Source organism: Pantoea sp. BS_8 (genome assembly GCF_041954965.1).
Classification (GTDB): domain Bacteria; phylum Pseudomonadota; class Gammaproteobacteria; order Enterobacterales; family Enterobacteriaceae; genus Pantoea; species Pantoea stewartii.
In genome coordinates this window covers 21,834-37,720 of sequence record NZ_JAVAXU010000015.1, presented here as the reverse complement: position 1 = coordinate 37,720, position 15,887 = coordinate 21,834, and the positions used below count along the sequence as shown (strand labels likewise).

At 53.4% G+C, this 15,887-nt stretch carries 17 protein-coding genes; all 17 read right to left on the bottom strand.

Annotated features, from left to right (window positions below):
• Positions 1-18: 18 nt before the first annotated feature.
• On the bottom strand, positions 19-2,052 hold the full coding sequence (locus tag RAC65_RS20270) for a YadA-like family protein (protein ID WP_375097131.1): 2,034 nt from the start codon (positions 2,050-2,052) through the stop codon (positions 19-21).
• 81 nt (positions 2,053-2,133) lie between these two features.
• Positions 2,134-2,496 carry a hypothetical protein gene (locus RAC65_RS20265; protein WP_375097130.1) on the bottom strand — a complete coding sequence of 121 codons (363 nt, stop codon included), beginning with the start codon at positions 2,494-2,496 and terminating at the stop codon, positions 2,134-2,136.
• Positions 2,497-2,804: 308 nt separating this feature from the next.
• Positions 2,805-3,539, bottom strand: a complete 735-nt coding sequence (traT, locus tag RAC65_RS20260) for a complement resistance protein TraT (RefSeq protein WP_375097129.1) — start codon at positions 3,537-3,539, stop codon at positions 2,805-2,807.
• Between the two features lie 126 nt (positions 3,540-3,665).
• On the bottom strand, positions 3,666-4,235 hold the full coding sequence (locus RAC65_RS20255) for a hypothetical protein (RefSeq protein WP_375097128.1): 570 nt from the start codon (positions 4,233-4,235) through the stop codon (positions 3,666-3,668).
• Positions 4,236-4,258: 23 nt separating this feature from the next.
• Positions 4,259-7,297 carry a conjugal transfer mating-pair stabilization protein TraG gene (traG, locus tag RAC65_RS20250; protein WP_375097127.1) on the bottom strand — a complete coding sequence of 1,013 codons (3,039 nt, stop codon included), beginning with the start codon at positions 7,295-7,297 and terminating at the stop codon, positions 4,259-4,261.
• Complete coding sequence (gene traH, locus RAC65_RS20245; protein ID WP_375097126.1) at positions 7,290-8,657, bottom strand: conjugal transfer pilus assembly protein TraH; 1,368 nt, start codon at positions 8,655-8,657, stop codon at positions 7,290-7,292. The genes traG and traH overlap by 8 nt, the downstream gene beginning before the upstream one ends.
• Entirely contained in the window at positions 8,654-9,196 is a 543-nt protein-coding gene (locus RAC65_RS20240) for a hypothetical protein (RefSeq protein ID WP_375097125.1), read from the bottom strand. The genes traH and RAC65_RS20240 overlap by 4 nt, the downstream gene beginning before the upstream one ends.
• 297 nt (positions 9,197-9,493) lie before the next feature.
• Positions 9,494-9,934, bottom strand: coding sequence for a hypothetical protein (locus RAC65_RS20235; RefSeq protein ID WP_375097124.1), 441 nt, complete (start codon positions 9,932-9,934; stop codon positions 9,494-9,496).
• 27 nt (positions 9,935-9,961) lie between these two features.
• Positions 9,962-10,456, bottom strand: coding sequence for an AAA family ATPase (locus RAC65_RS20230; RefSeq protein ID WP_375097123.1), 495 nt, complete (start codon positions 10,454-10,456; stop codon positions 9,962-9,964).
• 45 nt (positions 10,457-10,501) lie between these two features.
• Entirely contained in the window at positions 10,502-10,783 is a 282-nt protein-coding gene (locus RAC65_RS20225) for a hypothetical protein (protein WP_375097122.1), read from the bottom strand.
• 31 nt (positions 10,784-10,814) lie between these two features.
• Complete coding sequence (locus RAC65_RS20220; RefSeq protein WP_375097121.1) at positions 10,815-11,444, bottom strand: conjugal transfer protein TrbB; 630 nt, start codon at positions 11,442-11,444, stop codon at positions 10,815-10,817.
• Positions 11,441-11,650 carry a hypothetical protein gene (locus tag RAC65_RS20215; RefSeq protein WP_375097120.1) on the bottom strand — a complete coding sequence of 70 codons (210 nt, stop codon included), beginning with the start codon at positions 11,648-11,650 and terminating at the stop codon, positions 11,441-11,443. The genes RAC65_RS20220 and RAC65_RS20215 overlap by 4 nt, the downstream gene beginning before the upstream one ends.
• Entirely contained in the window at positions 11,647-12,111 is a 465-nt protein-coding gene (locus RAC65_RS20210) for a hypothetical protein (RefSeq protein WP_375097119.1), read from the bottom strand. Before RAC65_RS20210 ends, RAC65_RS20215 begins: the two co-directional genes overlap by 4 nt.
• Positions 12,112-12,121: 10 nt before the next feature.
• Positions 12,122-12,922: a type-F conjugative transfer system pilin assembly protein TraF gene (gene traF, locus RAC65_RS20205; RefSeq protein ID WP_375097118.1), complete on the bottom strand. Its 801-nt coding sequence runs from the start codon at positions 12,920-12,922 to the stop codon at positions 12,122-12,124.
• Entirely contained in the window at positions 12,919-14,784 is a 1,866-nt protein-coding gene (gene traN, locus RAC65_RS20200; RefSeq protein ID WP_375097117.1) for a type-F conjugative transfer system mating-pair stabilization protein TraN, read from the bottom strand. Before traN ends, traF begins: the two co-directional genes overlap by 4 nt.
• Entirely contained in the window at positions 14,781-15,401 is a 621-nt protein-coding gene (gene trbC / locus RAC65_RS20195; protein WP_375097116.1) for a type-F conjugative transfer system pilin assembly protein TrbC, read from the bottom strand. The genes traN and trbC overlap by 4 nt, the downstream gene beginning before the upstream one ends.
• Positions 15,402-15,444: 43 nt before the next feature.
• Complete coding sequence (locus RAC65_RS20190) at positions 15,445-15,882, bottom strand: HNH endonuclease (RefSeq protein WP_375097115.1); 438 nt, start codon at positions 15,880-15,882, stop codon at positions 15,445-15,447.
• Positions 15,883-15,887: the final 5 nt, after the last annotated feature.

The window sequence follows — 15,887 nt, the reverse complement described above, 5'->3', positions numbered from 1 at the left end:
GACGCCGGGTTTTTAAAATTACCAGCCCATTGCCATGCCGGCAGTCATGCCTGCTCCCTGCCCTGTGTCCCATGTCAGGCTTACGCGCGCGTTTACTGAAGCGGCTAAACGACGCTGATAACCGGCAGCAATGGCCTGCTCGTCCCGGTATGTGCCGAATGCCATACCAAAGCTGTTGTCTACAGAGTTGATCAGATAAGGAATACCTGACATGGCCATTGCCGAAGCGATACCCGCATTGGCCCGGCGTGAAAGCTGATGAACTTTGTTGTCGGTGTAAGAGTTGGCGCTGCCGAGCGTGCGCCGGTCACCCTCATCTCTTGCCTGACTTTCTGCAGAAAGCGCACTGTCAGTATGCTGCAGAATGGCGGCCTCGCGCTCATCGGTATAGCCATTTGCACTGCTCAGTACACGCGCCTCTCCCTGCGTACGTGCCTGTCTTTCGTCAGAAATCGCACTGTCAGTGTACTGATTTGCCGCCATTTCCCGCTGGTCAGTGTAGGTGTTAGCGCTCTGCAGCATATGTTGTTCACCCTGAGTACGTGCCGCTCTTTCTTGTGAAAACAGCGTGTCGGTCCGGGTGCTGATGGCACGCTCGCGCGTGTCGGTATAGCTGTTTGCTGAGGTGAGGGTTTGTGCCTCACCCAGAATGCGTTGCGATTTTTCATCAGCAACAAGCCCGTTAGTCCTGCTGTTGATTGCCTGTTCCCGTGCATCGGTATAGCTGTTTGACGTGGCTATCGCCGCCGCTGTCTGACGGTCCGTATAATTGCCAGACTTGGCCAGCGCATCAGCCTCCCCTGAGATACGCGCACTCTGCTGCGAAGCGGAGTAAGACTGCATTTTGCTGTTGAGGACCTGCTCTCGGGAATCTGTGTAGGCTTTCGCACTCGACAACGTAGAGGCATCTCCGTCCTGTCGGGCCTGCTGCTCAGAGGCCATCAGGCTGTCAGTGCGGGTATTTATTGCCTGTTCACGGTTTGTGGTAAAGGTTTCCGCACTGCTCAGCGTCGAGGCATCCCCTGAAGAACGGGCCTGCTGCTCCGTGGCTATCAGACCGTCAGTCCGGCTGTTAATGGCGGCTTCCCGCGTGTCCGTATAGCCTCTGGCGCTGCTGAGTGTTGCCGCATCACCGTCCTGCATTTGTCTGACGTTACTGGCATCCGTACCCGCTGTCCCTGCAGCAATATGCGTCAGACGGCGCTGGACGTTCTGACTACCAAAAGAGACTTCGTCTCCCTGTGAGGAAACAGAACCGTACCCCACTGATATGCCTCCGTTTGAGGCCTGTGCGCCCGAACCAAAAACGAGACTGTTAGCCCCCGTTGCGCTTGATCCATTGCCGATAACCATTCCGTTCAGCGCACTGGTCAGTGTGTTACCTGAACCAATCTCAATACCGCCAGAGTCCGTGTCTGCACCGGTGTTGGTGTTCCCGTTCCCCAGCGTGATAGCGTACGGGCCCGTCTCTAAGGTATTCCCGTTGCCGGTAACGTTTGCAAAGGGTGAAGCAGTGACCTTGTTAGATGAGCCGAAAACGTTGATCTGGTTGCCGGAGATATTATTACTGTAACCAGTGGTGTTATTTTCGTCACCACTTGAGGTATTGCCGTTCCCGGTGATGGTTGAGTAATTTCCGGTAATGGATGAACCCGAACCAAAGATATTATCTCCGTTCCCGCTCAGGGATGAACCATTACCGAAGATATTCACGAACTGCCGGGTTCCGGTTTTGGCATTGTTCCCGTCCCCGAATATGTTGCCGTAGCCTCCAGTGATGCTGTTACTCTGCCCGAAAATCGACATATCTGAACCGTCTGTGAAGTTGGTGTCTCCGAAAACGGTGGTGGCATAGGAGTTTTTCAAATCATTATTAACGCCATAAATATCAATTTGAAAGTTCTGACAGCAGTCAGGGGTGCCGGTCACGGAGTTACCGTCACCCGTGATAAGCGTGCTGGTGTAACCGGGACCTACAGTGTTGGCAGCATTAGCGCAAAAGCATAAGGCACCGATGATGATCGGTGCTATTTTAAAGTATGTGGCCTTCATTGAGATTCTCGTAAATGACTGATGAGGCTACAGGTGGGTCCGCTGCGAACGGACCCGCCACCCTTTTTCTTAATACGGTATTTAACTTTCTGAAGAGACTTTCCCTTTAGCGCTGATTAACCCGGTTCGTCTGAGCAGCCAGCTCCCTGTAAGCACTGGCAGACCGCAGGCAAAAAAGATTAGATTCCAGCTGAGCAGCGTAAGTACTGACAGCACAGCACCGGCCGTCAGCGTCAGTAGTGCCATCAGGAAAGGGATCATTCCCTGCGGCGTCAGACCGGCTTGTGTGCTCCTTATGGCAACGTCATATGCGAAGAAGTCGCTGTGCGACATGATGTACTGAATCATTGGCTGGCCGAACTGGCACAGAACAAACGCACTCCAGGCAAGAAAAAAAGTAAACCAGGTAATGAGGGTGCGCGGTGCGCCGTTGAATTGCAGCATAGGTATCGCCTTATTATCGAAGTTGAATGGTAGGTTTGAGAACGTCGTTTTTAATGCAGCGCCCGCCGCAGGCGCTGGCTGAGTAAGCCGGCGCGAGGAGGCGAAACGTTTGTGGAACGACATGAGGCACGTACGCCCGGAGTATGAAAATTTGGGCGTTTTGAGTAAGTACAGATGAACTGGCAGGTTCAGGATTGGAACGACATGCGCCCGGTTGTCAGGAGAGACGGTTTATTGTCGTCCACAGACGCATGACGTTGGTCTTATTAAAAGCCGCGGTGAACGCGGCTTTCACAATTATGATGCGGTTACGGCAGAATGTTCGTAATTGATTTTGCCAGTTGGGCTTCAAGCACCGGCTTGGCTTCTTCAAACTTCAGGTTAACTTTGTTGGCATTGGAAACCACGCGGGTCTGATATTTCATGCGGTTGCCCTGCTCGCTGCTGGTCTGCAGTTTGATTCCGGATGTTCCCTGACGCAGAGCTGCAACGTTATCAGTTGTTACGGCCGCTTTACTGCGCTCAGAAATCTGCAGATCGGTCACCATCGTATAGTTAACGTCTTCCACCATTGCATCTGCTGCCATGCCTAAAAGACCTACTGCAAGACCTGCGCCGAGTACAGCGCCACCTGAATTGCCGTTATAAGCAGTGATACCGGCGCCCAGAGCTGCGCCTGCAGCTCCACCTTCGTAACCACTGGTCAGAAAGCCCTGAGCCTGACGTAGGTCCATTTTATCTGCTTTTAGTACGTTGGCCTGAACCCAGTAGAATGCCGTGTCAGGGCTGCTGGACAGGCTATAGCCTTTTGCCCGAAGGTCGTTGGAGATCATGGTCTGCAGGTCACTCATGTCTTTATCAGAAGTATTTCGCACCTGAACCCAGACTGTTTTTTCACTTGAAGGCTCCATCCAGACCGTCTGACTCATCTGAGTCTTCACATCGAGATTACGCTTTTTAATTGCTGTGCTCATTGCACCGCAACCAGACAGCACAAGACATGCAGCAGCAATAGCCGCCACAAAAAATGAACGGTTTTTCATTTCAGTATCCTTGTTAAACGAAAAAAAGGGCACAGTTGCCCGTTGGTTATGTCTTCAGAGGGATTCTTTAGCTGTGATCCCTTCCGTCAGAAAGACGGAAGGTTTATCGGCTGGATGGTTTGAAACTTAAATCTTTTTGATGAACTTTGATATTTTCTCAATGGCGAATCCTGCGCCTAACCGGTTTATTTCCGCTCCAACCAAAAGGTTTACAACAAACAATAAAGCGAATAGTAGTCCAGAAATTGAGAAAGCAAACCAATTCGAATAACCTGACAAAATGGTTGCTAAAATCATAAGAGTTACAAAAAAAGCGACTGTTTTTTTTGCGATCTTCCTCAAATGCGCAATAACCAATGACTTCTTACGAACATTTTCTGGAACACTCATGTATAAGAGCACATTGTTATAAGCCATCAAAGTAAACAACAAACCGATTGGAATAGTGGGTGCTACGATGATCCAACCATCTGTCATGAAGTAGCTGACGAACCCCTGCAAATCCATCTGCGGCTTGTAGCCAGTGAAGTAGACAATAGCTGAGCTTATTATGCTAAGAATTACTGTTATAGCAGGGATTGAAAGACTTTTTTTCAGCATACTAGAGGAGGAAGGAATCATCCTTGTGTCAGAACTGAATCCATCCACTAACATAGATAAATCAGCACTTATGTCCGACGCCATAATACTTTTCATATTCCATCCCCCTCAGAACTGAATTAAGAAGCTTTATTTTGAGATCGTCTCAACTGTTCAAGTTTATCCTTGAACATATCGTTTTTTTCCATTTCTGTACCATAATTGGTCTGTTTTATATCTTCTTCAGTACGGCCAATTCTTTGGTTGTTGACGGCTCCCTGATGTTCTCTTTTGAGTATATCACTGGATGCCTGAACAGTGCTTTTATTTTTGCTTATTTCCCGGTCAATGTCTCCTATTTTTCCCGTATTTTCAAAGTTTCTGTCTGCCACTTTATCAGCGATGTTTTGTGGCGTATTCAGTGAGCCAGCCTGTTCATTCACACGGCTTACGCCTGAGTTGTAATCCTGTGCAATCGCCGGTGAGGTTACGCTACCTCGGGGAGTAATATTCCGCTCGTTTACGGCCTGGCTGTTTTCGCCATGCCCACTATTGCGACCATGAGAGGTGCTCCCCTGGTGGACTGCCCTCGCTGATTCGTTTTGACCTCGCTGATTTACCTGTACCGGATCATGTGACGTAGCCTGACTGTTATTACCTGTGGATGTAGGTAACGTACCTGAAGGCGTCAGCGCCTGTGATGCAGTCTGCTCTGTCCTGCCTGCATAGTTCTGCATGATCTCCGGTTCCAGACGTTCTTTCATGAATTCTGTAGCTGCAGTCTGCGCCGTATTCACGTTAGTCAGGACATGCTGTGCATCGCTGCCGTACTTGGCTGTAGTCCAGTCCACAAACTCCTGATTGTAATTGGCGTCCAGACTGGCACTCTGGTTCTGCGCGAGCGTGGCCATCCTGCTGAATTCCTGACTCCGCGTGGTGCTGTCTGTGTACTGATGATACTGACTCTTGGAATCATTAAGCGTGGCAGCGAACTGTTGCACTTTCGAATCCGATTCGTTGTTGCTGTGGCTTCCCGACTCGCTCAGGCGCGTTGAGGTAACCATATCCATACCCTGACGGAAATCTTTCGCTTCCTGGCTGTTTTGGTCCTTACGGAAGTCATGACCTTCAGCATGGCTGTCCTGCGTACCGTGAGAACTGCCTGAAGAGTGGCGCCAGTCAGCATTGAGGTTAACCTCACCTCCAGCACTGAGGCCGGTTGCCCATTTACCCAGTTTTCCTGCAAGCTGGTCACCCGAATCGAACTTGCCGTATACCCTTCCACCGGCTCCCGCGCTGCCCTGATTGGTAATGTCCATGAGTTGGTTGTAAGCCTGCTGCTCAGAAATGTTGTGCGATTTTGCATAGCTTTCCACCGCAGACTGCATCTGGCTGGCACCGCGCGAAACGTTTGAGGCGACACTGTTATCACTGCCCTTCGTCAGCGTGTCACTGGAACCACTCTGATGACTGAACTGCTGCATCTGCTGGAAGCCACTGGTTACGCTGTGGTTGTAACCGTCCAGAGCCGTCTGCGCCTGTTGCTGGGCCTGACGTGACTGTTCAGAGAAACCGCTGCTTGCCAGCGAACTGAGTTTCAGATTAACCGGCAGATTTGAGATGGCCCCACTGGTGTCGTAAACATTATGGCCATCGGCCGTCTGGGTGTGCATTGCGCCATTGCTGGTCTGGAAAGCCTGCTGACCGGAGCGCTGCATGACGTTGGTGTCGAACTTGTTGGCACTCACGTTATCCATCGACATGTTGTTGAAAGACCAGTTGCCGTCTGCTGTCGTGGATGCCTGCCCGCCCGTTGAGAACGCGCCGGAACTGATAACACCGCCGACCACCTGAGACGCCACCGAAGCCGCCCCCTTCGTCAGGAAGAACGACATCGCAGGTATTGAGGCACTGAGGTAGCCCGCGATGTTGGCCGCATCCGAGTGCTGAAGCGCGACCTGATCGGCGTTGGCCAGTACCAGAGGCGTTGCACCGGTTTTCGACTGCAGGTAGAAGTTCATCATTGAATTCAGAATGGCGTACATGACTGGCCACATCTGAAAGTACAGAAAGCCACCGGCATACATTTTCAGCGTATTTACCCCGAAAATGGTGTGGTTGGTCAGAGCAAGCGCAACAACCAGCGGAAAAAGCCCAATCAGGATCAGCATCATCAGCGACTGGAAGATGGGCAGTGTGCGTCCGATGACGACACCAAAAGAGGCCCAGCTGAGTCGTTGTTTGGTCATGCTGGATTCTGTGGCCAGATTCACCAGGTTTGCCGTATCAGACGAACGCGCCGCAAAGCCTTTCCATCCATCACGGATAGCGGCATTGGTCACGTTGTTTCGCATAATCTGCGCTGCGCTCTGTCCACCTGAATAGAAAAAGCCATAGCTGTCGTTCATGGCATTGCCCAGGAGCGTGTCTGCGCTGACTCGGTTGCCGAAAATCCGCGTGGCCAGAGTGTGCCAGCTGAGCCCTCCAACACGAATATCGTCGTTCATCAGCGAACGCATGGTGACGGATGCCTGCTGGCAGGTTACAAACTGCCGGCCATTACCGGTATCCTGAAAAATCCCCCTTAACTGGCTTGGGTTACTGGTGATAAGCGTCAGCGGGTCGGTACTGTTGAGCAACTGTGAAATGGTGTACTTGTTGTTCAGCATGATGTCACCGATTACGCAGTTTTCTACGTAGTCGGTAAGCAGCGCGGCCAGCTGAGGATTCTGCGTGCGGAAGTCCGACGACTGAGCGACGACTTGCGAACCAAAAAGCATGCCCGATTTGGTATAGGTCAGAGAATCAGGCCGCGCCAGAGTATAGTCATACAGCTGGGCCATCCCGAACCCCGTTCCTGTCGTCAGGCCTGCAATCATCGCCAGCCCCACCGGCACGTTATCCACTTCATACACCGCTGCCGGATCGGTAATATCGATAATCTGCACACTGCGCTTGGGCACCAGAAGGACGGAGGTGATCAGCATGAAAATACCCAGCCAGTGGAGAAACGCCATCGGGTTTCGCGTTTTGATAAAGGTGACCATTACGCCCAGGATGCTGAACGTGCCCACGATATGAAGTACCGTGGTGAATGTATCCGAGCCCAGTATGGTGACGACGCCGTTAAACATCTGCCGCCACATGTCTCCGCCGTAGATCGTGTAAACCTCAGTCATTGCCGTTTCCCCAGCGATAGTTACTCTGATAGGAGGTCGAGATAATGGTGGACACCTGCTGCTGCAGGTACTGCATGTTCCGGTCGATGCCGTCGAGTGCGTTCTGATCCGCTGCTGACTGCAGTTTCATCTGCGCCAGGAGAGACTGAGCATTCAGGACATTGCCACGAAGTTCACCTGCCGCCTGTTCCGGATAGTTTTTACCTGCAAGCGACTGACTGGCCTGCTTAACCAGTTCCTGCAGGTACTGAATCATCATGTCCTGCGCAATGAAGTCTGCGACCTGAAGCAGATAGGTCGGGCTCATGCCCATGCTGCGGGAGTTGGTCAGGTATTTGAGTACCGGCACCGACGTCGTGTTGATAAAACCCTTTTCACGATCAGTCAGTCCGGTATCAGCCGTGAGTTTACTGTCGATAGACAGCATGATGTTGCGTACCTGCGTCACCAGTGCAGCGTCACTGCTGATGTTAACCGTCCCTACCGTGGGACCGAGGCACAGATCCATCGTGTCACAGCCATAGATTTTTGCACTTCCGCCCCGCATAAGTACGGTGATGATGTCCCGGTTATCCACCATTGGGGTCAGAATGGTGACCTGCCCCTGCGCGTTAAAAACGATTGAGCCCACGATGCTCATCACCAGTTCTTTCAGCTCGTTGTTACCGTCAAACAGGTGGTTTCGGCCCAGCGCGTCCCAGATCAGGTTTTTGTTCTTAAGAACCATGTCTTTCATCTGGTCGGAGGCGCGACTTGTGACGCTGTCCCCCTGCCCACCGACCGTACAGCCCTGCCGGGATGCCGCCCAGTCTGCGAAAATATTGCTCTCACCGGCAATGTCCTGGCAGATCTTCTGGTTTGATACCTGCGACACGGGCCACAGCCCCCCGATGATGCCCTGCGCCGCCTGACAGGAACTCATGTTTGCTGAGTTGACGTCTGAGGCCAGTTTCTGCAAAAAGTCCTTAGCCTGCTTGAGTTCCGGGACCATCGTCTGCAGTGCCAGGTCAAAGGCATAACCGGCTGCGTTACTCATGATCTGCTTTACGAAACGCTGCAGTTCAGCGCCGTTGATGTAAGAGAACGCGCCCAGATAGGCATCGATGCCTCCGCAGCCCGCGTTGAGTGAAGGCACCTGCATGGAGATTAGCTGAACCTGTTTAACTGGGTTGCGCAGGTAAATTGAGCCACCCGTGATATAGCCCGCAGCCTGCCCCTGCCAGGCCTGTGCCTGAGAGACATTGCCATCAAAGCCGAGGCTGCTGAAATAGCCGTTCAGGTCCCCCTGCACGTCGGCAAGAACCGGGCTGCTGATCGTCAGCGCAGCAAGCATGGAAAGGAGTAACTTTCTCAGTTTCATTGTTTTTGTTCCCCGTTAACCCGGCTTTCAAGCATCTGCCACACAACCGGATATTCCGGCCAGTCTTGTTCTACCACGACGCAGGAAAGGTCTTTCTTCCCCGCCCTGCGCCTTCCTTCCCTGACTTTCTGTACCGTAGCCGCCAGCTGGATTACTTCTTCAGCGCTCAGCGCGTGCTGCACGTCTGTTTCCTTGAGGACCGTGTACCGTTCTTCAGCACTGAAGCAGACTCCGCTGCTTCTTTTCCTGCCTGACCGTTTAGTGGGGAAACTGAACAGCAAAGAGGGGTTGATAAGGGCCACTATCAGCAACATGGCCAAAAACAGCCCTAAGCCCACCACATAGAGCATCCATACAGGCACATGCCATAAAAGCGAAAACAACAGGGGATGTGTGCGGAATACCGGCGTGTCCGTCAGAGCATCAAAGAATTTGCCTCCGGCGAGATCCCAGATTAGGCCTGCGCACATGAGCGCAAAACCGGTAGCGGCCATTACAGCAGCAAGATGTTTGATAAACTGCCTGTTGGTGTCGTTCATAATGTTTTCTGCCTGTGTGCAATCAAAGTCAGTGCCCGTAAAGCGTCGTCGGGCATATCGTTCAGTGTCATCGTTAAGTCCGTTAAGTCGTTAAGCATCTGCCAGTGCGGTGCAGGGAATGCTCAGCAAATGAAACAGAAGGTGGCGAAACAGAGGGACGGGCATGCCGTCGCCCTGTTTTGGTATTTTCAGAAACAGTGAGGTATCGGGACTGAAAGGATTAATGAAGCCTGCCATTGCCCCGCATGTAACCTGAGCTTCAGGGGGAGCTTTAACAGGAACTACGGGTATTCTGTTTCATCTTTCTGAACGATTACGGAATGCACAAAGCAACCCCAAAATTGTCCATAAAAGTAAGTAAGAAAGGGAGCCGCCTTCCGTCATGACAGCCGGATAATTCCGCTGGCTGTAAATCCTGAACGCGACACACAGGCTGACGGCGGCAATGAAACCATAGCGTCTCAGCCAGCCGGCAGGAGCCGGAAGCACGCCGTAACGCTTATAGTCCAGCCAGAGGCACCACAACGGAATTTGCGCCAGCAGCCAGCCTGAAAGGTTCAGCATTCTGATGTCCATCAGAAAACGTGCAACCTGAGGCGGTGGCAGAGGCGGCTCAGTGACTGGCGAGAACAGAAACAGCCACCCCGTTACGATCACCCAGACAAACGCACCGAAGATGACCGCTGCCTCCGTGACGGTTCGGGTTGTTTTGCTTTTCATTCTGCTTTGTATTTTCATCAGTCGGCTCCTGATGGCCTGCGACGTTTACTGCACCAGAGAGAGGGTGACGGGACTGCCGGACTGTCTGTCATAGCGAAGTTCAGCGATCTTGTTAAATTCCCGCGTAAGAAGATATGCATCCGGACCGCCCTCAGTCAGCGGCTCCTGGGAAAAAACGAACAGGCTCAGGCCTTTTTTCCTGAGTTTTCCCAGCAGATGACTCATTGTCTTTTCAGCGACTGACGGGAAAAAACCATCAAGGACGATGACCGGCCTGTCACTCACCTCCAGTCTCGCCATGATTTCCTTTAACCCGGCGTTGTATTCGTCTGATGTCAGCAGTTCACAGCTGAAATAATCTCCGTTAAGACGTGCAGCAAGTTCACGGCCGACCACCGATTTACCGGTGCCTGTCGATCCCTGCACGTAAAAATGCCCTTTACGTTCACGAAATAAACTCGTCAGTTTTTCCACATGTTCTTCAGCGTTCAGCCACAGCCGCTTTTCAGGCGACAGCCCTGCGTTTGTCATATCGGTCATTTGTACTCCTGTGATTCAGGGTGAATAGGTTTGTTTTCATGGTTGTCAGACAGCATGACGGTCGGCCATAAATCCATACCGGCGCAGCGTGATACTGATTAGCGCACCACAACCTGAACCCCCGGCCAGGGAAAACAGAAAGAGCAGCGGAAAGTCCCGGACGGCGCTGAGCAATCCGGCATCCGGCCCTGCTGTCAGAATCAGCAAGCCGCCTTCCGTAAACTCACAGACAAGCCAGGCATAAAGCCCGGACGCTGCCAGAAGCGAGGCGCAGATAAGCAGTAACGCTGTCTCCAGCCCGGAGAGCGTCAGGGGATGTTCAGTCATGATTTTTTTCCGTAGGTGACAGCGCGTCGGGTTACTGAGGTGTCATTAACCCGCTGTTGGGAACCGGCCCTAATGTGTCCGGAGAAAGGTGGTCGATATCAGCCTCAATCATCAGTGTCAGCCGCTGGCTTATGGTGGCCATGTCAGCCTCCCCCTGATAAAGCGGATAAGCCACGTTGGTGTTCACGTTAACCATAAATGTGGTTGGGGTTGCTATCGGCAGCCCGTTACCGAAGAACGTAAGTATTTCACCGGCAATCGGCTCGTTTGGCCCTGCCTTACGGGGTATCAGCACGATCGGAAATGAACTGTCACCGTATCCGTCCAGCGTATAGGGATAGACCTTTATGCCTGCGTCATCCGCCCATGCCTTCAGCAGCGGGTCAAATTTGGCGCTGTGCGTGCAGCTGCGTTGCATAAAAACGACCACCGCATAATCATTCAGGTTTGCCGTTCTGCCGTCAGGCAGCGTGATCGGATTAGGCGGCCTGGGCGCAGCGCGCCGCAGCGGCGTAGCGGCCGGGAGTCCGAAATCCGGTAATACCGCTCCTCGCTGCGCCTTTGTCTTCTCCATCGCGGCAATCTGATCCGCAACGGTAATGGCGCTGGCGGCAAACGACAGCCCCAGCAAGAGGGAACCCAGCAGGATATAACCTTTCATTGTCCGGTTACTCCCGGCTGTCTGGAGCGCCTGAGTGCCTGAACGAATGAAAATATCCCCAGCACACCGGCAATGGAGCCGCAGGTTACGGCTCCCGTCATCAGCACATCAAGAGTGAGTGCGGCAGAGTAATTTAGAAGCATTCGCAGGCAGTTGAAGATGACTGCCGACATGAAAAATATGGCGATAACTGGCAGATGATTCATGATTTTTTTCCTTTTGCATGTCCCCGATATCCCCATACGCAAATGCTCAGGCTGAGAGAAAGTAATACGCCGGACTTGTAGAGCATCCAGAACATGTTATTGGTCTGTTCAACCCATGCATCACGGCTCACCGGCTCCCTCTTGCACATAACCGGAACCGGAGCGGGCTTCAGCTCTGTAAACTTTTCAGTGGAGCCTGTTTTCGCTGTGCCGGATAAGTCAGGAGGCATGGGTTTCGGGGACGGGTGACATCCCCAGACCTGCGAGGCCGGCGCATCGCGCACCAGGCTTTCTGCAGAGTTCAGGAGCATCTGGCCGCCGCTGCCGCCCTTCGCCGACATCCACAAAAACAACAGAAAGAAAAGCAGCGCAGGATGTATCACAAGCGTCTGCAGAACGAGATTTGCCATACGGCGGACAGCAGCAACGCGCCCGTGCCAGACAGGTGAGAGTGCCAGCATAATGATGTCCTCAGAAATTGGGTTTAAAGCCAGTGGCCACGTTGAGAAAACGCTTTGCCAGGTCGTCCTGGGTCATGAACCCATAGGCGAGCGGCCGGAAGTTTTTTGATTTCGGGTCCACGAGGAAAAGTGCCGGATAATGCGTGATCCCCATGCGTGCACTTTGTCCGTCATCATGACGGCTGTCAGGAACCTGCGGTGAGACATTCCCGTCCACACTGACCGGTATCAGCGAAATGTGCCGCAGGTGCGCGAAATCAGCCACCACGCCAGCCATCTGTGCGTCGATCGGCTCACCGCCCCGGTAGAAATAAAACAGACCGTACTGTCCGGAAAGTTTTGTGATGGCTTCGTTCTGCTCTTCCTGATCCCGCACCTGCTGAAGCGGGGCCGTACTGTTGTAGTGCGGATGCTCCAGGTTGTAATCAAGATCCGGATACTTGAGCTGTGCCACAGCAAAAGACTGGCTGAACATCGAGGCGCGGTCAGTCCAGAACTTCTGCCAGCGCAAAAACGTTGCCGTGTTTTCCGCCGAGGGGTGCAGAATAGCGTTCGCCTTCGCCTCCTTCGTGTACTCTTTCAGTACGTCCGCCTGCTGAGAGGGCGACAGCTTGCTGAAATCCGGTATCCTGGGCGGTGCCGGCGTGAGTTTAGGTGCCGGTGCGTCAGGCTTCTTTTTGGGTTCGTTGTACCAGTGCCATCCGGTAAAGGGTTCAGCGGGCGTCACCACTGCATCAGCAGGGACATCATCATCGGCAAAGGCCGGTAAAACACCTGCCAGTAACAGGCAGGCCAGCAGCGTCCGTTTCATTGTTTACCTCCCGTCTGAGACTGAACCTGTGCCGCAATTCTGTCTTTTGCCTGTTTTACCATTGCGTCCGCGTTGGGGATTTTCTGGTTGGCCATCAGGTCGCTGTAAAAGTCCTGGAAGTTAATCAGGTCGAAGTTGATGCTCTGCAGTTCAGGAACCGTGATGCCACGACAGTTCGGCGAATCCCCGCTGCCGAAGTCCACGTGCAGCTGGTCACGACGGCCCTGCTCCTGAATAATGCGGCTCAGTTTGCCGCCAAATACGCAGTAAACCTGACTTTTCTGCACACAGACACCCAGTACGGCGTGGTCACACTTGTCGCCCACGTACACCGTCACCTTTTTCGCTTTCGCCTTGCCGATGGCCATCTCCTCGCTGTTGCAGTTAGCCAGTCCGGAGCTGTTACCCCAGCCGGTATCCACGCAGCAGTTAGAAAAGCCTGCAACGGCCTTACGGCACGACATGGCCTGGCCGGTAAAGGCCCGGATGTCGATCTGACTGCCGTTTTTCACGTCGTCACCGGCAGAGGCCAGTCCCGCGAGCTTTGAGACGGCCATGTCGAAACCGTTGTCACCCGTACCATCGGTATCGCTGCAGTCCCCGGTCTGACAGAAGTATTTTCCACCACACATCAGTCCCTGCGACGAGTATGTGGTCTGACACTGATACGTGTCGTTTTCATGCATACAGGCACCCGCCTCAGACTGTGAGCAGCTTCGTCCGGCCAGCGTGCAGTTGCGGTTGTTGATGAGCTGATCGCAGTTGCCCGTTGAGTTAACTGGCACGATATAGGCGTCTGAGTACTGCCAGCAGTCACTGTACTGGGTGTAATCCCGACCGTTCTGGTTGATGGTGCGGTTTCCTCCCGGATCAACGCACTGAGATCCTGCACCGCCGGTTGCTGTTGATTTGTCAAAGGGGCAGCTTTCGGTCCAGACCACGCGCGAGGAGGTGGTGTCGCGCTCCGCGGTCATGGCCAGTGTGATATTCAGTACCAGTGTGCCGTCTGCGAGGCTTCGCTTATTTCCGTCACGGCCTGACTCATAGTGCCCGTCCGTGTTGTAGTGATACCAGAGCGAAACCACCTGACCTTTCGTTACATGCTGCGGAGAAATATCGAAGTTCCCTGAATAGTTCTGGAAAGTAGTGATCGTCGTTCCGAACGCCCGGAATGACCAGTTGAGACGCGGGCTATGGTAGTTAGGCGCTCCGGGTTGTCGAAAATCCCATGACCCGCTGCTCAGCGTGCCATCGTCCGGTATCGTAAAGTCATAACGAATCCACCAGTCGGGCTCGTTAATTCCCGTTGAGTTACGGGGGTTCATCACAAACTGCGTGGTGTAGGTTTCTTTAGAGCCCGTAACCTGAATACTTGCCGTCCTTGCGCAGGTCTGAATCTGGTTTACGTCTCTGTCGCAGCTGTAGTTCTCAAACACTGATTTGGATACGACCTTCTGGCTGCAGTTGGCGTTAGAGCCGTCAACAATGCTTCCGCCGTTGGCCTCGGCGTTTTTACCGTTCTGAATGAAGTCCGCATTGGGATCGATTTTTGTTGCGGGGTTTCTGGTACTGGAATCATTCACCGTCTGACCGGCTTCATTCTGGCCGAGCGACGTCTGACCTTTATCCGCAATGCCACCATCACCGCCCCGCACGCCACCGTAGTACCCACTCTGAGAAGGGCTGGACGTGTAGCCGGGGATCACGGCCGAAGGGTCTGTTCCGCTGGCCACCGACGTGCCCTGACTTTTATTGTTCTGACCAAAGTTACTTGCATCGTTGAAGGCGTCACTGTTGGCGTCAGCGTAAACACCCCGGACGCCGGTAAGCAGCAGAAGCGCAACCAGACAGAAGCGTTTCATCGTCCCTTCTCCCCTTCCTGCAGCATCTGCGCTGCCGTGGCGCTGCAGTCACCGCGTTGCTTCACTTCTTCCAGCGCCTGTTTAAGCGTCAGGCTGCCATAAAGAACATCGAATTTCTGGCCGCAGGTCACCACCAGTGCCGGCACGGCTTTGATGCCGTACTTCTGATAGAGCGTCGGGTCAATCTGCACGCCTGCCTGCTTATCCTTTTTTGACAGTTCGAACATCGTCTCGGCCGTCTTGCGAAAGTCGTTGTCCAGCAGCCCGCGAAGCGTTGCCGGAATACCGAAGCGCCGCGCATCCTGAAGCATCGGCAGCAGGCCTTCTTCAGGAATGCCCAGACTCACGAAATAAACGGCACGCGGCGTCGGACGATCGGCACTGTTCTCCTCCGCCTGCGAAGCGGCAATCTCGTTCTGAAACTGATTAACACGTCCCTGCTGCATATCCGGGAGGGCGATATTTGCGCCCTGCAGTTGCTGCTTGAATTGCTCCAGTTCCCGCTGCTGCTGTTTCATATACGCCATATCGTTGTCCGCGATAACGGGCTGTTCAGCGGCGTGCGTGCAGGAGGCTGCGATGCTGAAAGCCAGCACCGCCATCTGTATGTTTTTCATGAGAATTCCTAAAAAATAGAGGTAAGTTCTGGCCGGCGCAGCCTCACGTCCGTACGGTTCCGGCCTGCCCGCAGTCCTGATAGCGCTCAAACCAGAACACTACCGGTTGAGCCGTTACCTGAAGCTGCCCGAACCGTTCAGCAGTGCGGAAATTGACGCTGGATGCTCTGGCCCTCTCCACCTGCCTGGCGATTTGCTCCCTGAACGTCTCAATGCTGTAGGTCGCTTTAAACAGATTGCACGGGGCGCACGCCGGGAAATGATTTTCCAGGCTGTCATGCTGTTCATAAGTCAGCTTTCCGGTGGCTTTCAGTTTCCACACGCCTTTCTGGCGCGCCTTCTCATCCACCTCGGAAATACGCAGAACCGGCTCCACGTGGTCGGCGTGCCATCCCTTTTCGGGTAACACTTCACCGCAGTAGGCACAACGGCCACCAAACTTCAGGCGCAGTGCTGCACGCTGTGTTTTAGTCAGTTTCACGGTAA

What these genes read in the sequence shown, in the direction of transcription:
- traT (WP_375097129.1), bottom strand. Translation starts at nt 3,539, where the DNA reads ATGAAAAACCGTTCATTTTTTGTGGCGGCTATTGCTGCTGCATGTCTT.
- traH (WP_375097126.1), bottom strand. Translation starts at nt 8,657, where the DNA reads ATGAAACTGAGAAAGTTACTCCTTTCCATGCTTGCTGCGCTGACGATC.
- RAC65_RS20230 (WP_375097123.1), bottom strand. Translation starts at nt 10,456, where the DNA reads ATGACCGATATGACAAACGCAGGGCTGTCGCCTGAAAAGCGGCTGTGG.
- RAC65_RS20235 (WP_375097124.1), bottom strand. Translation starts at nt 9,934, where the DNA reads ATGAAAATACAAAGCAGAATGAAAAGCAAAACAACCCGAACCGTCACG.
- RAC65_RS20225 (WP_375097122.1), bottom strand. Translation starts at nt 10,783, where the DNA reads ATGACTGAACATCCCCTGACGCTCTCCGGGCTGGAGACAGCGTTACTG.
- traF (WP_375097118.1), bottom strand. Translation starts at nt 12,922, where the DNA reads ATGAAACGGACGCTGCTGGCCTGCCTGTTACTGGCAGGTGTTTTACCG.
- RAC65_RS20255 (WP_375097128.1), bottom strand. Translation starts at nt 4,235, where the DNA reads ATGAAAAGTATTATGGCGTCGGACATAAGTGCTGATTTATCTATGTTA.
- RAC65_RS20220 (WP_375097121.1), bottom strand. Translation starts at nt 11,444, where the DNA reads ATGAAAGGTTATATCCTGCTGGGTTCCCTCTTGCTGGGGCTGTCGTTT.
- traN (WP_375097117.1), bottom strand. Translation starts at nt 14,784, where the DNA reads ATGAAACGCTTCTGTCTGGTTGCGCTTCTGCTGCTTACCGGCGTCCGG.
- trbC (WP_375097116.1), bottom strand. Translation starts at nt 15,401, where the DNA reads ATGAAAAACATACAGATGGCGGTGCTGGCTTTCAGCATCGCAGCCTCC.
- RAC65_RS20265 (WP_375097130.1), bottom strand. Translation starts at nt 2,496, where the DNA reads ATGCTGCAATTCAACGGCGCACCGCGCACCCTCATTACCTGGTTTACT.
- RAC65_RS20240 (WP_375097125.1), bottom strand. Translation starts at nt 9,196, where the DNA reads ATGAACGACACCAACAGGCAGTTTATCAAACATCTTGCTGCTGTAATG.
- RAC65_RS20270 (WP_375097131.1), bottom strand. Translation starts at nt 2,052, where the DNA reads ATGAAGGCCACATACTTTAAAATAGCACCGATCATCATCGGTGCCTTA.
- RAC65_RS20210 (WP_375097119.1), bottom strand. Translation starts at nt 12,111, where the DNA reads ATGCTGGCACTCTCACCTGTCTGGCACGGGCGCGTTGCTGCTGTCCGC.
- RAC65_RS20215 (WP_375097120.1), bottom strand. Translation starts at nt 11,650, where the DNA reads ATGAATCATCTGCCAGTTATCGCCATATTTTTCATGTCGGCAGTCATC.
- traG (WP_375097127.1), bottom strand. Translation starts at nt 7,297, where the DNA reads ATGACTGAGGTTTACACGATCTACGGCGGAGACATGTGGCGGCAGATG.